A 17,559-nucleotide genomic window follows, 5' to 3' on the forward strand; every position below is an offset into this window, starting at 1 on the left:
TGACCGCGGCAGATCGGAAGGGCAGCACGCGTGACCGTCGACGACACGGGCTCGGGCACGGGCGTACACCCCGCCCCCGACGGTGAACCGGGGCGCGACGAAAACGCCGAGTCCGAGGAGAACCCCCTCGCGCTCCGCCTGGAGCAGCTCATCCTGGGCGCGGAGCGCCGCTACACCCCCTTTCAGGCGGCCCGTAGCGCGGGCGTCTCGATGGAACTGGCGTCCCGATTCTGGCGGGCGATGGGCTTCGCGGACATCGGCCAGGCCAAGGCCCTCACGGAGGCCGACGTCCTGGCCCTGCGCCGGCTCGCCGGTCTGGTCGAGGCGGGCCTGTTGAGCGAGGCGATGGCGGTGCAGGTGGCGCGCTCCACCGGGCAGACCACCGCCCGACTGGCCGAGTGGCAGATCGACTCCTTCCTCGAGGGCCTCACCGAGCCGCCCGAACCCGGTATGACCCGTACCGAGGTGACCTACCCCCTGGTCGAGCTGCTCCTGCCGGAACTGGAGGAGTTCCTCGTCTACGTCTGGCGGCGCCAGCTCGCCGCCGCGACCGGCCGGGTCGTCCAGGCCGGGGACGACGAGGAGATGGTCGACCGCCGCCTCGCGGTCGGCTTCGCGGACCTCGTCGGCTTCACGCGTCTGACGCGGCGCATGGAGGAGGAGGAACTCGGCGAACTCGTCGAGGCGTTCGAGACGACGGCGGCCGACCTGGTCGCCGCGCACGGCGGACGGCTCATCAAGACGCTGGGCGACGAGGTGCTGTACGCGGCGGACGACGCGGGAGTCGCCGCGGAGATCGCGCTGCGCCTGATCGAGACGATGGCGAACGACGAGACCATGCCCGAGCTGCGGGTGGGCATCGCCTTCGGCACGGTGACCACGCGGATGGGCGACGTCTTCGGTACTACCGTGAACCTGGCGAGCCGGCTGACCTCGATAGCTCCCCGGGACTCGGTCCTGGTGGACGGCGCCTTTGCGGAGGAGCTCATCCATACCGGGGAAGCGCCCGCGTCGGAGACGGAGGCCGCCGAGGCCGCGGCCGCGGCGGAGAAGGAGGGCAAGGAGCCTCCCCCTTACCGCTTCGCGCTCCAGCCGATGTGGCAGCGCCCGGTGCGCGGCCTCGGCGTGATCGAGCCCTGGCTCCTGGCCCGGCGGGAAGCGGAGTCCCGGTAGCCGTGACGCCACGGCGGGGGCGGACCGTCGGCCCGGCGGCCGACGGTACCTCGCTCCTGCCATGCGCCCACGCTCTGCCCGCGCCGACCGTCTGCCCGCCCCGTCCGGCTCGACTGAGGGGTGTCCTTGTGTGCGTAGGGGCGTGTCGATCCGTGCGGGCCGGTCCTTTGCCGCGCGGTCCCGCTCGACTGCCGGGTGTCCCGTGGGCGCGCCCTGATCCTGGGGCCCGGCCCGTACCGCTCCGGCTCAATCCCCTTGCTCGGACGAGCCGTTGACGCACAGGCCGACGAGGGGGACGCACAGGCCCGGGGGGTCGGGTTCCGGGGCCGGGGTGTGTGTGGCCGGGCGCGTCGGTGGGGGCGGGGTGGGCCGTGGCGCGGTGGGGGTCGGGGGTTCGGGGGTCGCGGAAGCCGTGGGGGACCACGGTGCCTCGGGGATGCCGGTCGCGGGGTCGGTGGCGAGGGATGGCGACGGGGACGGGTACGCGGACGGGCCCACGGTGCGCGGCGCGGACGGGCTCGTGCTCGCTTCCGTCCCGGCCGCCGTCGTGGAGCGGCTCACGGTACGGGCCTGCGGCACGCTCCCGACCGTCGCCGCCGTGTCGCTGGTGTCGATCCTGGGCTCGGCCTCCGCGGTGCCGCCCCCGCCCGTCACCGAGTCGGGCGCGAGGCGCACCAGACTCAGGGCTCCGGCGGCGAGCGCGAACCCGCCGACCGCCAGCACCACACGGCGGGGACGGGGCTTGCGGTGCCGGCCCGCAGGGCGGCACCAGACCGGGCCGGAGGCGCCGCGCTCCGCCGTGGTGCTCTCGCCGATGGCCGTGTCCGTCGCCATGCCGTCCCTCCCCGGTGTGCCCGCACTCCCCCGATGCGCCGTAGCGATGCGCAGGCTATGTGTCCATTGGGTGCGGTGATGGGGAGATGGCCCGGATGTCACCCGAAAAGGGGAGGGGTGGCGGTGGATGGCCCGTATCCGACAGGGGCTCGCGGCGGCTTCCGCAGGGCCGCTCGGGCTGCGATGATCGGAGCGTCGGTAGTTAACCCGCGTTAACCGGGAGGGTGTCATGGCGGAGCAGGGCGACGAGCGGCGGTTCGGCGAGTACGTCGTCGTACGGCGGCACGGATACGTCGCGGAGCTGGCGCTGGACCGGCCCAAGGCGATGAACGCGGTGTCCACCGAGATGGCGCGCTCGATCACCGAGGCGTGCGCGCACCTCGCCGCCGACCGGGACGCCCGGGTGACGGTGCTGACGTCGACGCACGAGCGCGCGTTCTGCGTGGGCGCCGACCTCAAGGAGCGCAACTCCTTCACGGACGCCGACCTGGTGCGCCAGCGGCCCGTCGCACGTGCCGCGTACACCGGTGTCCTGGAGCTGCCGATGCCGACGGTCGCCGCCGTCCACGGTTTCGCGCTGGGCGGCGGCTTCGAGCTGGCGCTGTCCTGCGACCTGATCGTGGCCGACCGCACGGCGGTGCTCGGGCTGCCCGAGGTGTCCGTCGGGGTCATCCCCGGAGGCGGCGGTACGCAGCTGCTGCCCCGCCGGGTGGGCGCGGCGCGCGCGGCGGAGCTGATCTTCACGGCGCGGCGTCTGGAGGCGGCCGAGGCGCGGGAGTTGGGCCTGGTCGACGAGCTCGTGGCGGAGGGCGGCGATCGTGCGGAGGCGCTCGCCCTCGCGTCCCGTATCGCCGCGAACTCCCCGGTCGGCCTGCGGGCCGCCAAGCGCGCCCTGCGGCTGGGCCACGGTCTCGATCTGCGGGCCGGTCTCGAGGTCGAGGACGCGGCGTGGCGTTCGGTGGCGTTCTCGGGCGACCGGGCCGAGGGGGTGGCCGCCTTCAACGAGAAGCGCACCCCGCAGTGGCCGGGCGAGTAGTCGCGGGCACGCCCTCGACCCCTGATCGCCGCACCAATGTCTCATATTGTCGCGATCGTCCCTAGCCTGGAGTGATGGGTGAGGACAGTCGGCTGACGGCCGTGGTCGCGCTGGCCCAGGGCATGGCGGCGGCACACACACCTCGGGAGTCCTGGCGGGCCGCCGCGCTCGGCGCGTGCCGTGCGCTTGCCGGGAGCTTCGCCGCGCTCTCCGTGTGGGAGCGCGAGCGCGGACGACTGAAGGTCCTCGTCAACGTGGGGGAGCTCGCCCCCGAGGAGGAGGAGTTCCCGGAGCACGAGGCGTATCCCGTGCATCAGTTCCCGGAGATCACCGAGTTCCTGCACGAGCGCTGGGCGGGCGGCGGCGGGCCGAGCGCCTGGGTGGAGACCGCCGAGGGTCCGGCGGCGGGGCACGCCGGGTACTGCCACCAGCGCGTGGCCGCCCTGCGAAGACGCGGCCGCGGATGCTGTGTGGTCGCGCCCTTGGTGCTGCACGGCCGCGCCTGGGGCGAGCTGTATGTCGCCCGCCGGGCCGATGCCCCCCTCTTCGAGGGTGCCGACGCCGACTTCGCCACCGTCCTCGCCTCCGTCGTCGCCGCCGGTCTCGCCCAGACCGAGCGCCTGGAGGAGGCCCGCCGCCTCGCCTTCACCGACGCGCTCACCGGTCTCGCCAACCGGCGTGCCGTCGACGTCCGCCTCGAGGAGGCGATCGAGCGGCATCGCGACGACGGGGCCGTCGTCTCGCTCGTCGTCTGCGATCTCAATGGCCTCAAACGGGTCAACGACACCCGCGGGCACGCCGTGGGCGACCGCCTGCTGGAACGCTTCGGCTCGGTCCTCTCGCTGTGCGGTGCGATGCTTCCCGGCGCCCTTGTGGCCCGGCTCGGCGGTGACGAGTTCTGCCTCGTCGCGGTCGGCCCGCCCGGAGACGAGGTCGTCCGGATCGCCGACGAAGTCTGCCGCCGGGCCGCCGAGTTGGAGCTCGGTGACGGGGTCGCCTGTGGGGTCGCCTCGACCCAGGACCCGATCGGCCCGGTCCGCTCGGCCCGCCGGCTGTTCCGGCTCGCGGACGCGGCACAGTACCGGGCCAAGGCCCTGCGCGCCGGAAAGCCCGTGGTCGCGGGCCGCGAGGGCCCCGACGATCCGGTGGTACGGCTGGCCGACGCACCGCCTCCCGCCGCCGGTGAACGCCGCCGTTTCCGGGGCCGCCGCTGAGGTCACCGGGCGGTGTTGCTGAGGTCACCGGGTGGTAAGGGGTCCACCGGGCTCCCACTAGTGACATCAACGAATTCACTGCGTACGCTCCTGAATATGGATATGCACACTGTGGTGGTGGGGACGTCCGGGGTGACCGCGTCCGACGTCCTCGCCGTGGCGCGCGTGGGCGCCCGGATCGAGATCTCCGCGGAGGCCCTGGCGGCCCTTGCGGCGGCCCGCGAGGTCGTCGACGCGCTGGCGGCGAAGCCGCAGCCCGTCTACGGGGTCAGTACCGGATTCGGCGCCCTGGCGACCCGGCACATCAGCCAGGAGCTGCGCACCCGGCTGCAGCGCAACATCGTCCGCTCACACGCGGCCGGAATGGGCCCCCGGGTCGAGCGCGAGGTCGTGCGTGCCCTGATGTTCCTGCGGCTGAAGACCGTCTGCTCGGGGCACACCGGCGTCCGCCCCGAGGTCGCGCGCACCATGGCCGACATCCTCAACGCGGGCATCACCCCGGTCGTGCACGAGTACGGCTCGCTCGGCTGCTCCGGCGACCTCGCACCGCTGTCCCACTGTGCGCTCACGCTCATGGGCGAGGGCGACGCCGAGGGCCCCGACGGTGCCGTACGGCCCGCCGCCGAACTCCTCGCCGAGCACGGCATCGCCCCCGTCGAACTGCACGAGAAGGAGGGCCTCGCGCTCCTCAACGGCACCGACGGCATGCTCGGCATGCTGGTCATGGCGCTGGCGGACCTGGAGCGGCTGTACAAGTCGGCCGACGTCACGGCGGCCCTGTCGCTGGAGGCGCTGCTGGGCACGGACAAGGTGCTTGCGCCCGAGCTGCACGCCATCCGCCCCCACCCCGGGCAGGGCGCGTCGGCCGCCAACATGCTGGCCGTGCTCAAGGGTTCGGGGCTGACGGGCCATCACCAGGACGACGCGCCGCGCGTCCAGGACGCCTACTCGGTGCGGTGTGCCCCGCAGGTCGCGGGCGCCGGCCGGGACACGCTCGCGCACGCCCGCCTGGTCGCCGAGCGCGAGCTGGCGTCGGCGGTCGACAACCCGGTGGTCCTGCCCGACGGCCGCGTCGAGTCGAACGGCAACTTCCACGGCGCCCCCGTGGCGTACGTCCTGGACTTCCTCGCCATCGCGGCGGCGGACCTGGCCTCCATCGCCGAGCGCCGCACGGACCGTCTGCTGGACAAGAACCGCTCGCACGGCCTGCCGCCGTTCCTGGCGGACGACGCGGGCGTGGACTCGGGCCTGATGATCGCCCAGTACACGCAGGCGGCGCTGGTGAGCGAGATGAAGCGGCTGGCCGTGCCGGCCTCCGCCGACTCGATCCCGTCCTCCGCGATGCAGGAGGACCACGTCTCGATGGGCTGGTCGGCGGCGCGCAAGCTGCGCACGGCGGTGGACAATCTGACCCGTGTCCTGGCGATCGAGCTGTACGCGGCGACCCGGGCCGTCGAACTCCGCGAGGGCCTGACGCCGGCGCCCGCGTCCCAGGCGGCGATCACGGCCCTGCGCAAGGCAGGCGTCGAGGGCCCCGGCCCGGACCGCTTCCTGGCCCCGGATCTCGCCGCGGCGGACGAGTTCGTGCGTACGGGGCAGCTGGTCACGGCGGTGGAAGGGGTCACCGGTCCGCTGGTGTGAGCGCCCGTGCCGACCGATTTGGGGGGCCGTCGTCCCGACGGCGGCCCTCAGGCCCCCATGCGCTCCCTGCGCACCGAGTAGGTCACGAAGCCCGCGCCCAGACACAGGAAGAGCGTGCCGCCGACCACGTACGGCGTGGTGTCCACGCTTCCCGTGTCGGCCAGTTGGGTGTCCGTCTGGGCGGTGTCCGCCGTAGCGTCCGCCCCCGCGGACGTCCGTGCGGTGAGCGAAGGCTGCTGTTCGGGCGTGTCCGGTGTCGCGTTCGCGGACGGTACGAACCACAGGGCGCCCAGCAGGGTCCCCGCGGCGGTGGCAGTCAGCAATGTCCGGCGTGTGGTGGACGACGATCGACGTGCGGCGGACACGAAATACCGATCCCCCTGTGGCGCTTGCGAATTGGCCGTGTGGGGCGATGCTAGTGAAAGTCGCGGGTCGCGGGAAAGTCGCACAGCCTCCGGGCCGTACGCTGCCCGCCATGAGCACTTCTGAGACATCACGGTATGTCCGCCTTCGTGCGGAACTGGTCGTCGAGGTCATCGAAGCCGACGCCGTCACCAAGGCCGCACTGGGCCGTATCGCGGACGACCCGGACATGCCCGACGGCGAGCGCGCGTACACCGAGGACGCGGTGACGGACGACCCGGCCGAGGCCATCGCGTATCTCATCGACCCGGCCGACCTGGTCGGCGAGGTACCGGGGGTCGAACTCGTCCAGGCCTCCTGGAGCAGCGAGCAGATCGACTACGACCCCGATTCGCCGGACTGGGCCCTCGGCGTGGACGACGAGGCCGATGGCGACGAGGACGAGGAGGAGGTCGGACTCGGCTGACGTGCTTGGGAAAATCTTGACCCCGGGCGGCAACCGGCGCCCGGGGTCCCGTCGTCTCAAGGGACGTTCCCTTGTGTCCCGCGCGGCGCGGAGGCCACCTGCGTACCTCTCGTACGACGTGGCGTGCCCCACACCTTCGCGGAATGTGGAACGCGACGAGCCGACCGTACCGTTGATGGTTCTCAAGGGGACTCGAACGGGGGTTTACGGGGACTCGAACGGGGTTTTGGGGATTCGGCAACGATGGAGAAGCGTGTGATAACGGACAGTAAGCGGCGTAGGTGTCTGATGACCGCGTCCGCACTGCTCGGCGGAGTGCTGGTACTCACCGCGTGCAGCGGGGGCAACTCGGCGGCCGGTGGCAGCGGTAACGACTCCACCTCACAGGCCAAGGCCGACGCGGCGGCCGCCCAGAAGACCTCCGAGGCGCAGATCAAGATCACGCCGGCGGACGGGTCCGACAACGCGTCCATCAACAACGCCGCCAAGGTGTCGGTCGCCAAGGGCACCCTCACCAACGTCACCATGACCACCGCGTCCGGCACCCCCGTCTCCGGCCAGATATCCGCGGACAAGACGAGTTGGGCGCCCATCGGCCAGCTGGACCGGGCCACGACCTACAAGGTCGCCGTGACCGCCAAGGACTCCAAGGGCCGCGAGGCCCATGAGAACGCCTCGTTCACCACCGTCGCGCCGGCCCACTCCTTCATCGGCGGCTTCACGCCGGAGAGCGGCTCGACCGTCGGCGTCGGCATGCCGGTCTCGATCAACTTCGACAAGGCGATCACCAACAAGGCCGCCGTGCAGAAGGGGATCACCGTCACTTCCAGCAGTGGTCAGGAGGTCGTCGGGCACTGGTTCGGTGCCAACCGGCTCGACTTCCGGCCCGAGCAGTACTGGAAGGAGGACTCCACCGTCACGATGAAGCTCAACCTGGACGGCGTCCAGGGCGCGAGCGGTCTCTACGGCGTGCAGCAGAAGACGGTCACCTTCAAGATCGGCCGCAACCAGGTCTCGTACGTCGACGCGAAGACCAAGCAGATGAAGGTCACGCAGGACGGCAGGACCGTCAAGACCATCCCGATCTCCGCCGGCGCTCCCCAGCACACCACGTACCAGGGCCAGATGGTGATCTCCGAGAAGTTCACCCAGACCCGGATGAACGGCGCGACGGTGGGCTTCAAGGACTCCGACGGCAAGGGCGAGTACGACATCAAGGACGTGCCGCACGCCATGCGTCTGACCACGTCCGGCACCTTCATCCACGGCAACTACTGGGGTGACCCGTCGGTCTTCGGCAGCGTCAACACCAGCCACGGCTGTGTCGGCCTGCAGGACAAGAAGGGCGCCAACGACCCGAGCACGCCGGCCGCGTGGTTCTACAACAACTCGATCGTCGGTGACGTCGTGGTGGTCTCCAACACCGGCGACAAGACCGTCTCGCCCGACAACGGCCTCAACGGCTGGAACATGAGCTGGGCCGAGTGGAAGGCGGGTTCGGCCGTCTGACCCACGGTCACCACAGCCGCGTCCCCGATGCCGCCGGCCGCCCTTCCGGGCACCGGCGGCATCGGCGTCTCCGGGCCGCCGCACGGCCCGGCTGCAGCCCGGTCCAGGCTTCTGCGCGCTCAGGGCCGGGGTGCGGTCGTGCCCGCGCGGGTCGCGTCCGTGCCCCAGCTCGCCAGCAGCCGCAGCGCCTCCGCGGACGCGGACTCCGGCTCGGCGTGGTAGGTCACCAGCGCCAGCCCACCGTCGTCCGGCACCTTGAACGACTCGAACTGCAGCGCAAGATCGCCGACCAGAGGATGCCGCAGCAGCTTCAGCCCGTGGCTCTTCTCCTTGACGTCGTGCGTCGCCCACAGCCGCCCGAACTCCTCGCTCTTCACCGAGAGCTCCCCGACCAGCGCGGACAGCCGCGGATCGTCCGGGTGGCACCCCGCCTCGTACCGGAGCTGGCACACGATGTCGATCGCCTTCTGCTCCCAGTCCACGAACAGGTCCTGGTACTCGGGCCGCAGGAACACCATGCGCGCCCAGTTCCGCTCCTGCTGCGGCACCTGTGACCAGTCCCCGAACACGGCCGCGGCCATCCGGTTCCACGCGAGGATCTCCGCGCGCCGCCCCACTATGTACGCGGGGACACCGTCGAAGGAGTCCAGCAGCCAGCGCAGCGACGACCGCACCTGCTGGGGTCGCGCGGACGGCTTCTTCTTGTGCGCCTTCGGCTTGGCCAGATGGGTCAGATGCGCGTGCTCCGCGTTGCTCAGCCGCAGCGCACGGGCGATCGAGTCGAGCACCTCCGCGGACACGTTCCGTCCGTTGCCCTGCTCCAGGCGCGTGTAGTACGCCACGGAAACCCCGGCCAGCTGAGCCAGCTCCTCGCGCCGCAGTCCCGGCACCCGCCGGTGCCGCCCGAAGTCCGGCAGCCCCACGTCCTCGGGCTTGAGCCGGGCCCGCCGGGTGCGCAGAAACTCGCTGAGCTCGGCGCGCCGGTCCAAGGCCTGACCGGCCCCCGGGACCTCGGGTTCCGGTACGGAGTCGGGTCTTGCGTCCATACGTCCAGTATTCCTGGTCGTACGGACGTGAACCTGACCCCGTCAGTAGTAGGACCGCTGGACGTAGGCAGAGCTGTGACCTGGGTGGGAAGCGCGGGAGCAGACAGGCTGGACGCCGTGCCCGGTGGAAGGCAGCCGGGCGCGCGACCCCTAGGAGAAACCCGGCATGACCACCGTTGCTGCGTACGCCGCGCCCGCTGCCAAGGCTCCGCTCGAGCGCACCACCATCGAGCGCCGCGAGGTCGGCGAGTTCGACGTACTGATCGACATCAAGTTCGCCGGCATCTGCCACTCGGACATCCATCAGGCCCGTGAAGGCTGGGGCGAGGCGATCTTCCCGATGGTTCCGGGTCACGAGATCGCGGGCGTCGTCGCCGAGGTCGGCTCGGGCGTCACCAAGTTCAAGGTCGGCGACCGCGTGGGCGTCGGCTGCCTGGTCGACTCCTGCCGTGAGTGCGAGAACTGCCAGGCAGGGCTGGAGCAGTACTGCCTCAAAGGCGTGACCGGCACGTACAACGCCCTCGACAAGAACGGCGAGCCCACCTACGGCGGCTACTCGCAGAAGATCGTCGTGGACGAGAACTACACCGTGCGCATCCCGGACGGCCTCTCCCTCGATGTGGCCGCCCCGCTGCTGTGCGCCGGCATCACGACCTACTCCCCGCTCCGGCACTGGAACGCGGGCCCCGGCAAGAAGGTCGCGATAGTCGGCCTGGGCGGCCTCGGCCACATGGGCGTCAAGATCGCGCACGCGATGGGCGCCGAGGTGACCGTGCTCTCGCAGTCCCTGCGCAAGCAGGAGGACGGGCTGAAGCTGGGCGCCGACCACTACCACGCCACCAGCGACCCGAAGACCTTCGAGGAACTGCGCGGCACCTTCGACCTGATCGTGTCGACCGTGTCTGCACCGCTGGACTTCGGCGCGTTCCTGTCGCTGCTGAAGACGGACGGCGCGCTGGTGAACGTGGGCGCCCCCGAGGAGCCCATCTCGCTCAACCTGTTCTCGGTGATCGGCGGCCGCAAGACCCTGGCGGGCTCCGGCATCGGCGGTATCGGCGAGACCCAGGAGATGCTCGACTTCTGTGCGCGGCACGGCATCGGCGCCGAGATCGAGCTGATCAGCGCGTCCGAGATCAACGAGGCGTACGAGCGGGTGCTGAGCAGCGATGTGCGGTACCGGTTCGTGATCGACACGGCGACCATCTGAGGTTCTCGCGACGACCACGTGAGGCGGCCCCCGCGGCCGCCTCACATCGTTTTAGCGTGGGAAGTGGTTCCGGCACCCATGGACAGGAGGCCCGAACGATGGCTGTCGAGCTCAACCACACGATCGTGGCCGCGCATGACAAGGAGGCGTCCGCGCGGTTCCTCGCGGATCTGCTGGGCCTGGAAGTGGCCCCCCAGTACGGCCCGTTCATCCCGGTGCAGATCCCGAACGGAGTGACGCTGGACTACATGGACGCGGCGGAGTCGATCACCCCGCAGCACTACGCGTTCCTGGTCTCCGAGGACGACTTCGACGCGATCTTCACCCGTATCCGGGCGGCGGACCTGCCGTACTGGGCGGATCCCTACCACGACCGACCCGGCGAGATCAACCACAACGACGGGGGCCGTGGAGCGTACTTCGACGATCCGAATGGCCACAGGCTGGAGATCCTGACCAGGCCCTACGGGAGCGGCCCGGACTGAGCCGCCGACCACGACGGCCCGCCCCGGTTCGGGGCGGGCCGCTGAGCAGATCGGTCGACCGGCGGGGAGAACTTTCTCGCATCCCGGCGTCAGTCGTCGGCGGGCTGCTCCTTGCTGTGCGGGGCGGCATGCCGAGGGCGGTATTTGCACGAGACCTGGCCGACGAGCTCCCGGAAACACACCAGGGCGGTGATCGGCGGAATGCCGACGACCACCATCGAGAGCAGAGAATGCGACGAGTGGCTGATGCTCAGGATCGCCGCCGTGGCGGAGGCCACCATGACCACACCCCAGGACCGCCGGGCGGTCCGGTGCTGAACCGCCGCCCGCAGGATGGACAGAGCGGCCACGAACCACGGCCCGTACACCGTCAGCGGCCACCACTGCGCCAAGGGCGCCGGCAGCACCGTCGAGGCGATGTCCCGCAGCTGGGTGTACGAATAGGCGACGGACCAGCCCAGCATGGCCACCGCGCAGGCGGCGATGGTCGCGACCAGGACCGTGACCGGAGTGACGCTCTGGCCACTGTCGAGGGTGTGGGCCCCGGGCCGGGGCCGCCGTCGTTCCCCCCGATGGCGGTGCTGCCCGTCGAGGACGGGCGGAGCGGGGTCCACGCTCGAGACCGTGGACAGCATCTGGGCCAGCTCCTCGTCCGGATCCCAGCCGCTCGGCGTGATGTCCGGACCGGGGGCGTTCCAGACGTGATGCGCCTCGAGGGGATCAACATCGTAAGAATGCTGTCCCAGTGCGTCATAATCGGTTCTCAGGGCGAACTGAATGTCGTAGAGGCTTGGCTCGCCTTGAAGCCTGTCCATTCCCAGCTCCTCCGCGCCCTGGCTCAGGAGGCTCCGTCCAGAGCCCGCTGGTATTCACTTTCCATGTCGCTGATCTCCTTGAGGAAGTCTTCAAGAAGGTCCGAACACCCCTTGAGGCGCACGTCGCCGCCGATCAACTCGCGCCACAGGGCGGCACTCCCGACGGGGATCTGATCTTCCGGTTCGTTCCAAGTCACGATCACCTAACGAGCGCCATGCGGCGTGAGGTATCCGGCATTCGGGGGAATGAATCGCTGAAGAAACGTTTTGGCTGTGTGATGACAGTACCTGGCGGATGTAATTCGGAATATCTGTGCAACCATATTTCCTTGAATAGCATTTCCTTTTGTGAGGCCCGGACGGGCCGTTCGATCCGAACGCACGCTCCACCAGGAGGTCCTCCGCGAGGACTCCGGTTGCCGCTCCCTCTCCCACCTCGTTAGCTGGAACACAGGGGCCGAGGTTCTTGGAGCGGCGAGGAGCGGCGATGATCACGCAAGAGCAGGTCGATCGAATCCTGCGGCTGAACGGCAACGGGCTCCCCCTGGTCTCCCTCTACGTTCCGGCGGACCCACCGCAGGGGACCGGACGCCGTACCTTCAGCACCCGCGTGGCCAGCCTGCTGGACCGTATCCGTCCGCTCGCCGAGGACGGCTCGGCCGACCGCGCCGCACGGCTCTCCCTGCGCGAGGACATCGCGAGGATCGGGAAGTCCATCGAGGAGGAGCCCCAGCGGCCCGCCGCCGTCGCGGTCTTCTCCTGCAGCGGCAACGACATCTACGAAGAGGTGTGGCTGCCCCGGCGCACCCGCGAACGCATCGTGGTGGACGTCGATCCCTACGTCCGGCCGTTGCTGGGCGTTCTCGACGAGTACTACCGCACCTGCGCCGTCGTCGTGGACAAGGGGATCGGCGAGGTCTGGGAGCACTACCTCGACCAGGTCCGGGAGCTGAAGGTCATCCGCGACCGAGTGCTCCGCAAGCACGACTACGCGGACGAATACGCCGAGTACCACGTGCGCAACAAGGCCGACGAGCTGAGCAAGAAACACTACCGGCGGCTGGTCGGCGAGCTCAAACAGCTGTTTGGCCACGGGGGTTACGACCTGCTCGCCGTCGGCGGCGTCACGCACGAGGTCCCGGTCTTCGTCGACTTCCTGCCGCGTGAACTGAAGGACCGCCTCGTCAGCACCTTCGCCATCGACCGCGAGGGCGCGACGCCCGCGGACATCAGGGAGAAGGTGCAGGAACTGGTCTCCGAACACGCGCACGAGGAGCAGCGGCAGCTCGTCGGCGAGATCCTGGAAGCCAAGGCGACCCGCAGACCCGCCGCCGTCGGACTCGACGAGACGCTGTGGGCGGCCTCTCTGGCCGCGGTCCGGACGCTGGCGGTGGACGACGATGCCGTCGTGCCCGGGGTCGTCTGCGACCGGGACGGGCTGCTCGCGCGCTCGGGGAAGACCTGTCCGCTCTGCGGGGAGCCGCTGCGGGAGGTGCCCGACGTGGTCGGCGAGCTGACCGAGACCGTGATCGACGAAGGGGGCGAGGTCCGGCATATCGAGGTGCCGACGGAGCTGCGGTCGGAGCAGGCCGGAGCCCTGCTGCGGTTCGCGCTCCCGCCGCAGCCGACCGCCGGGTCCTAGGGTTCGGGCGCCTCCGTCGGTACTTCGGGGCGCTTCCGCCGGTACGGGGCCGGCCGGGCGCCTCCACCGCGCGGGTCCTGCCGCACGCCCGCCGGACGCGCCGTGCTCTCAGCCCTCGGCCACCCGCACCGCGCCGCAGGAAACCGCGGGCGGGGTACGGCCGTCCCGACCCCAGACGCACCCGAGGACACGGCTCTCACACACGCCGGACACGACCTCGACCGTGCCCGCAGGCAGGCAGGCCCGGACGGACGGCCGCCGGAGCCGGTCCGTCGTCTCCCGCACCCCTGCCTCCGGAAACCTCAGATCTTCCGCAAACTTTCTTCCACGGCGTTGCTGGCCCCACAGCTGTTTGCCAGGGTTTCGGGCACCCCCCAGCTCCCCGTCGGCGATCCCCCCTCTTCGCAGGGGCGAACCGGAGGTTCGATGACCATCCGCCGTGCCCTGGTGGCCGCCGCGTCCGCGGCGTTGCTCACTCTTCCCCTGCTCCCCGCCGCCGCCGCTTCACCCCCCAGAGCGACCCACGGGGCATCGTCCGGGCTGCGGCCGCCCGCGAAGGAGGCCGTCGCCGTGGGCAGCGGTGGGGCCGTCTCCAGCGTGAACCCGTACGCCTCCCACGTCGGTCTCGACGTGCTGCGGCACGGCGGCAACGCGGTGGACGCCGCCGTCGCCACGGCCGCCGCGCTCGGTGTCGTCGAACCGTACTCGGCCGGCATCGGGGGCGGCGGCTACTTCGTGTACTACGACGCCCGTACGAAGAGGGTGCACACCATCGACGGCCGCGAGACGGGGCCCGCCCGTATGCGCCAGGACTCCTTCACCGACCCGGCCACGGGCAAGGCGATCCCGTTCGACGAGGCCGTCAACTCCGGCCTGTCCGTGGGCGTTCCGGGTACTCCGGCGACATGGCAGAAGGCTCTGGGGAAGTGGGGCACCGTCACCCTGGGCCAGGCCCTGCGTCCCGCGACCCGTATCGCTGACGACGGCTTCGTGGTCAACGACGAGTTCCGTGCCCAGACCAAGATGAACGAGGCACGATTCCGCGACTTCACCTCGACCGCCCAACTGTTCCTGCCGAACGGCCGGTTGCCCGTCGTCGGCACGCGCTTCCGCAACCCGGACCTGGCACGCACGTACCGGGAACTCGCCCGTGAAGGTGTGAACGCCCTGTACCGCGGCCCCATCGGACGCGACGTGGCGCGGACCGTCCAGAACCCGCCGGTGGCCAAGGGCGCCACGCGCACCGTGCGCCCCGGGCTCATGCAACGCTCGGACCTCGCCGGCTACCGCGCGATCCTGCGGGCCCCCACGCACACGACGTATCACGGCCTGGACGTCTACTCAATGGCGCCGTCGTCCTCCGGCGGCACCACGGTCGGCGAGGCGTTGAACATCCTGGAGAACTTCCGCCTCTCGCCCTCCGACAAGGTCCAGGCGCTGCACGACTATCTGGAGGCCAGCCGGATCGCGTTCGCGGACCGCAACCGCTGGGTCGGCGACCCGGCGTTCTCCGACCTACCGGCCAAGGAACTGCTGTCCAAGGACTTCGCCAAGGACCGAGCCTGTCTGATCCGGCCCGACACGTCTTTGACCAGCCCGCTCGCCCCCGGCGACCCGCGAAACCCCGGCCAGGGCTGCTCCCGCGGCACGGGCAGCCAGGAGCCGTACGAGGGGCCGTCGACCACCCACCTGGTGACCTCCGACCGCTGGGGCAACGTCGTCTCCTACACGCTGACCATCGAGCAGACCGGCGGCTCGGCGATCACCGTCCCGGGCCGCGGGTTCCTGCTCAACAACGAGCTGACGGACTTCGACTTCACCCCGCTGCAGGAGGGCGTGCCCGACCCGAACCTGCCGGGCCCGGGCAAGCGGCCGCGCAGCAGCATGTCGCCGACGCTCGTGATGCGCGACGGCAGCCCGCTGATCGCGGTGGGCTCCCCGGGCGGCGCCACCATCATCACCACCGTGCTGCAGACCCTCGTGAACCGGCTCGACCTCGGAATGTCCCTGCCGGAGGCGGTCGCCGCGCCGCGCATCTCGCAACGCAACCGCACGACGACCGAGGCCGAACCGGCCTTCCTCGACTCGCCGGAGCGCCCGGCGCTCGAAGCCCTCGGCGAGCACTTCGTCCTCGCACCGGCGACCTTCACGCCGTCACCGGAGATCGGCGCGGTCGCGGCGCTGGAGTTCGGGCCCGACGGCAAGGTCACGGCGGTGGCCGAGCCCAAGCGCCGCGGCGGCGGCTCGGCGATGGTGGTCCACAAGACCTCCTGACGCCGGACCCGGACGCCGGTATCGGGGCACGGCCGCCCAAGTGGCGTGACCCCCCTCCCGCGAGAGATCAGGCGCGCCGGTCCGCCAGGGGACCGGCGCGCTTGCTGGTCGGGCGAGGCGGAGGCGAAGCCGTGGAGACGGGCGTTTCGCGAGGGTCAGGGGCCGCCGGCCGAGCCGTCAGGAGCGGTCCAGGGCGTAGGGGCCTGGCGCTATTGGCGGTTGGCGTCTGGCTTTGGGGGTGGGCGTCTGGCTTTGGCGGTGGGCGCCTGGTGTCGGTGGTGGGGATCGGGCTTCGGTGGTGGGCGCGCGGCGTCGGCGGTCGGTGCTCGGTCGTCGTCGGATGGGTGTCGGAATCGGACTCGGAGCCGGACTCAGGGCCGGAGTCGGCATCAGGGCCGGAGTCGGCGTCAGAGCCGGAGCCGAAGCCGGAGTCGGAGTCGGCTTCGGCTTCGGAGTCGGAGTCGGTGTCGGAGCCGGACTCAGAGCGGGGCTCAGAGCCGGACTGAGAGTCGGCGTCAGAGCCGGAGTCGGCTTCGGAGTCAGAGCCGGACTCGGAACGGTCTCACAATCGGCTGTACTTCTCGATGTCCTCGGTGAACTCCTCGATCGCCTGAGCGGTGAGCGTCGGCCGGGTGTCGGCGATGGCGTTCATGTAGTCCTCGGTGGTGGCCGGTCCGCCCTGGCGATGCGTGACTTCGCGTTCGAACGCCGCCTGCGCCGCCTTGCGTGCGGCGAACTCGATGTCGGCCGGGGTGAACAGCTCACTGGCCGCGACCAGTTGGGTGAGATCCACCGAGTCGGCGACGTTCCTGAGGTAGCGGGTCCAGATCGCTGTGCGGGCGGTTGGGTCCGGAGGGCCGATCGGGATGACGTAGTCGAACCGGCCGGGCCGCAGGAAGGCCGCGTCGAGAGAGCGTACGGAGTTGGTCGCGCAGGCCAGAAGCCGAGCGTCGTGCTCGCGGAAGCCCGGGATGAGTTTGAGCAACTCGTTGGTCACCCCGTGCCCGGGATCGATCGCCTGCCCGGATCGCACACCGGCGATCTCCTCGACCTCGTCGATGAAAAGCAGCACCGACTCCAGTTCGGCGAGGTCCGCGAAGGCCTGCCGCAGCGCGACGGCCAGCCCCTCGCTCGTGGCGGCCGCGAGCCGGGAGGGGAAGAGTTCCACGAACGGCCAGCGGAGCCGTGAGGCCACCGCCTTGGCGAAGCTGGTCTTTCCCGTGCCCGGCGGACCGAACAGGATGACCGCCTTCGGCGGGGCGACGCCGTAGCGGTCGGCCAGCACCGGTTCTGTCAGCGGGAGCACGATACGGCGTTCGATCACCTGCTTCTCCTGCTCCATGCCGGCCATGGCGTCCCAGAGCCCCTCGTGCAGCAGCCGGCCGCCCAGCGCCGTGAGGGTGTCGGCGTTGGCGGTTGCCCGCGGCTCGACCTTCTCGTAGTAGGTCAGGCCGTCGCGGAACCGGTAGCCGGAGTGCTCCAGAGCCCTCGTCCCGGCGGCATGGGCGGGCAGCAGGGCACTGATGCGCCGCACGCCCAGCGCCCGCAGGCGCCGTTCCAACTCGGCGAGCAGGGCACTGCCGATCCCGCGCTCGCGCCAGCGGGAAGCGAGCGCCACCTGGAGCACCCACGCTCGCCTGCCGTGCGCCTGCGCCACGGCCATTCCCACCACCTCGTCGCCGACCACCGCGACCACTGCCGTCTGACCGGCCTCGGCCGTGGCCATCACCTCGGAGACCGGAAAGACCGGGGTCTCGTCGGCCTGGCGGCTCTGGTCCCAGATCTGGATCGCCTGGTCGAGATCGTCATCGTGATAGTCGCGCAGATGCCATGCGGGCATGGCCACCACCTCGC

Annotated in this window: 16 protein-coding genes; 10 read left to right on the top strand and 6 right to left on the bottom strand. The window is 70.8% G+C overall.

Annotated elements, in window-relative coordinates:
• Positions 1-30: 30 nt before the first annotated feature.
• Positions 31-1,173, top strand: coding sequence for an adenylate/guanylate cyclase domain-containing protein (locus AAW14_RS29050; protein ID WP_265567045.1), 1,143 nt, complete (start codon positions 31-33; stop codon positions 1,171-1,173).
• 246 nt (positions 1,174-1,419) lie between these two features.
• On the opposite strand, the gene AAW14_RS29055 is transcribed toward AAW14_RS29050, so the two are convergent.
• Positions 1,420-2,007 (bottom strand): hypothetical protein, encoded by a 588-nt coding sequence (locus AAW14_RS29055; protein ID WP_265567047.1) that lies wholly within the window; start codon positions 2,005-2,007, stop codon positions 1,420-1,422.
• A 229-nt stretch (positions 2,008-2,236) separates the two neighbouring features.
• Between AAW14_RS29055 and AAW14_RS29060 the strand changes: the two genes are divergently transcribed.
• The 3 genes from AAW14_RS29060 (at position 2,237) to hutH (ending at position 5,898) form a co-directional block, all read left to right on the top strand.
• On the top strand, positions 2,237-3,043 hold the full coding sequence (locus AAW14_RS29060; RefSeq protein WP_265567049.1) for an enoyl-CoA hydratase/isomerase family protein: 807 nt from the start codon (positions 2,237-2,239) through the stop codon (positions 3,041-3,043).
• Positions 3,044-3,117: 74 nt separating this feature from the next.
• Positions 3,118-4,257: a diguanylate cyclase domain-containing protein gene (locus AAW14_RS29065; protein ID WP_265567051.1), complete on the top strand. Its 1,140-nt coding sequence runs from the start codon at positions 3,118-3,120 to the stop codon at positions 4,255-4,257.
• A gap of 102 nt (positions 4,258-4,359) precedes the next feature.
• Complete coding sequence (gene hutH, locus AAW14_RS29070; protein WP_265567138.1) at positions 4,360-5,898, top strand: histidine ammonia-lyase; 1,539 nt, start codon at positions 4,360-4,362, stop codon at positions 5,896-5,898.
• A 47-nt stretch (positions 5,899-5,945) separates the two neighbouring features.
• Here hutH and AAW14_RS29075 read toward each other — a convergent pair whose 3' ends face one another.
• Positions 5,946-6,221 (bottom strand): hypothetical protein, encoded by a 276-nt coding sequence (locus AAW14_RS29075; RefSeq protein ID WP_265567053.1) that lies wholly within the window; start codon positions 6,219-6,221, stop codon positions 5,946-5,948.
• Between the two features lie 152 nt (positions 6,222-6,373).
• On the opposite strand from AAW14_RS29075, the gene AAW14_RS29080 reads away from it, so the two are divergent.
• Together AAW14_RS29080 and AAW14_RS29085 are read left to right on the top strand one after the other, a co-directional pair.
• Positions 6,374-6,727, top strand: coding sequence for a hypothetical protein (locus AAW14_RS29080; RefSeq protein WP_265567055.1), 354 nt, complete (start codon positions 6,374-6,376; stop codon positions 6,725-6,727).
• Between the two features lie 243 nt (positions 6,728-6,970).
• The gene (locus AAW14_RS29085) at positions 6,971-8,236 is read left to right on the top strand and encodes a L,D-transpeptidase (protein ID WP_265567057.1); all 1,266 of its coding nucleotides are present in this window, start codon (positions 6,971-6,973) and stop codon (positions 8,234-8,236) included.
• Between the two features lie 119 nt (positions 8,237-8,355).
• Here AAW14_RS29085 and AAW14_RS29090 read toward each other — a convergent pair whose 3' ends face one another.
• Positions 8,356-9,282: a helix-turn-helix domain-containing protein gene (locus tag AAW14_RS29090; protein ID WP_265567059.1), complete on the bottom strand. Its 927-nt coding sequence runs from the start codon at positions 9,280-9,282 to the stop codon at positions 8,356-8,358.
• Between the two features lie 166 nt (positions 9,283-9,448).
• On the opposite strand from AAW14_RS29090, the gene AAW14_RS29095 reads away from it, so the two are divergent.
• Both AAW14_RS29095 and AAW14_RS29100 read left to right on the top strand, forming a co-directional pair.
• A complete protein-coding gene (locus AAW14_RS29095) occupies positions 9,449-10,489 on the top strand; it encodes an NAD(P)-dependent alcohol dehydrogenase (RefSeq protein ID WP_265567062.1) in 1,041 nt (346 codons plus the stop codon).
• A gap of 98 nt (positions 10,490-10,587) precedes the next feature.
• Positions 10,588-10,974: a VOC family protein gene (locus AAW14_RS29100; protein WP_265567063.1), complete on the top strand. Its 387-nt coding sequence runs from the start codon at positions 10,588-10,590 to the stop codon at positions 10,972-10,974.
• A gap of 89 nt (positions 10,975-11,063) precedes the next feature.
• Here the strand turns inward: AAW14_RS29100 and AAW14_RS29105 are convergent, their stop codons facing one another.
• Together AAW14_RS29105 and AAW14_RS29110 are read right to left on the bottom strand one after the other, a co-directional pair.
• Positions 11,064-11,789: a DUF2637 domain-containing protein gene (locus AAW14_RS29105; RefSeq protein ID WP_265567065.1), complete on the bottom strand. Its 726-nt coding sequence runs from the start codon at positions 11,787-11,789 to the stop codon at positions 11,064-11,066.
• Positions 11,790-11,812: 23 nt separating this feature from the next.
• Complete coding sequence (locus AAW14_RS29110) at positions 11,813-11,986, bottom strand: hypothetical protein (protein ID WP_265567067.1); 174 nt, start codon at positions 11,984-11,986, stop codon at positions 11,813-11,815.
• 290 nt (positions 11,987-12,276) lie between these two features.
• On the opposite strand from AAW14_RS29110, the gene AAW14_RS29115 reads away from it, so the two are divergent.
• Both AAW14_RS29115 and ggt read left to right on the top strand, forming a co-directional pair.
• Positions 12,277-13,431, top strand: a complete 1,155-nt coding sequence (locus tag AAW14_RS29115) for a hypothetical protein (protein WP_265567070.1) — start codon at positions 12,277-12,279, stop codon at positions 13,429-13,431.
• A 426-nt stretch (positions 13,432-13,857) separates the two neighbouring features.
• A complete protein-coding gene (ggt, locus tag AAW14_RS29120) occupies positions 13,858-15,705 on the top strand; it encodes a gamma-glutamyltransferase (RefSeq protein ID WP_265567072.1) in 1,848 nt (615 codons plus the stop codon).
• Between the two features lie 562 nt (positions 15,706-16,267).
• Here ggt and AAW14_RS29125 read toward each other — a convergent pair.
• Positions 16,268-17,545: an ATP-binding protein gene (locus AAW14_RS29125; protein WP_265567074.1), complete on the bottom strand. Its 1,278-nt coding sequence runs from the start codon at positions 17,543-17,545 to the stop codon at positions 16,268-16,270.
• Positions 17,546-17,559: the final 14 nt, after the last annotated feature.

The sequence above is a fragment of the Streptomyces hygroscopicus genome (assembly GCF_026168105.1).
Lineage (GTDB): Bacteria > Actinomycetota > Actinomycetes > Streptomycetales > Streptomycetaceae > Streptomyces > Streptomyces hygroscopicus_D.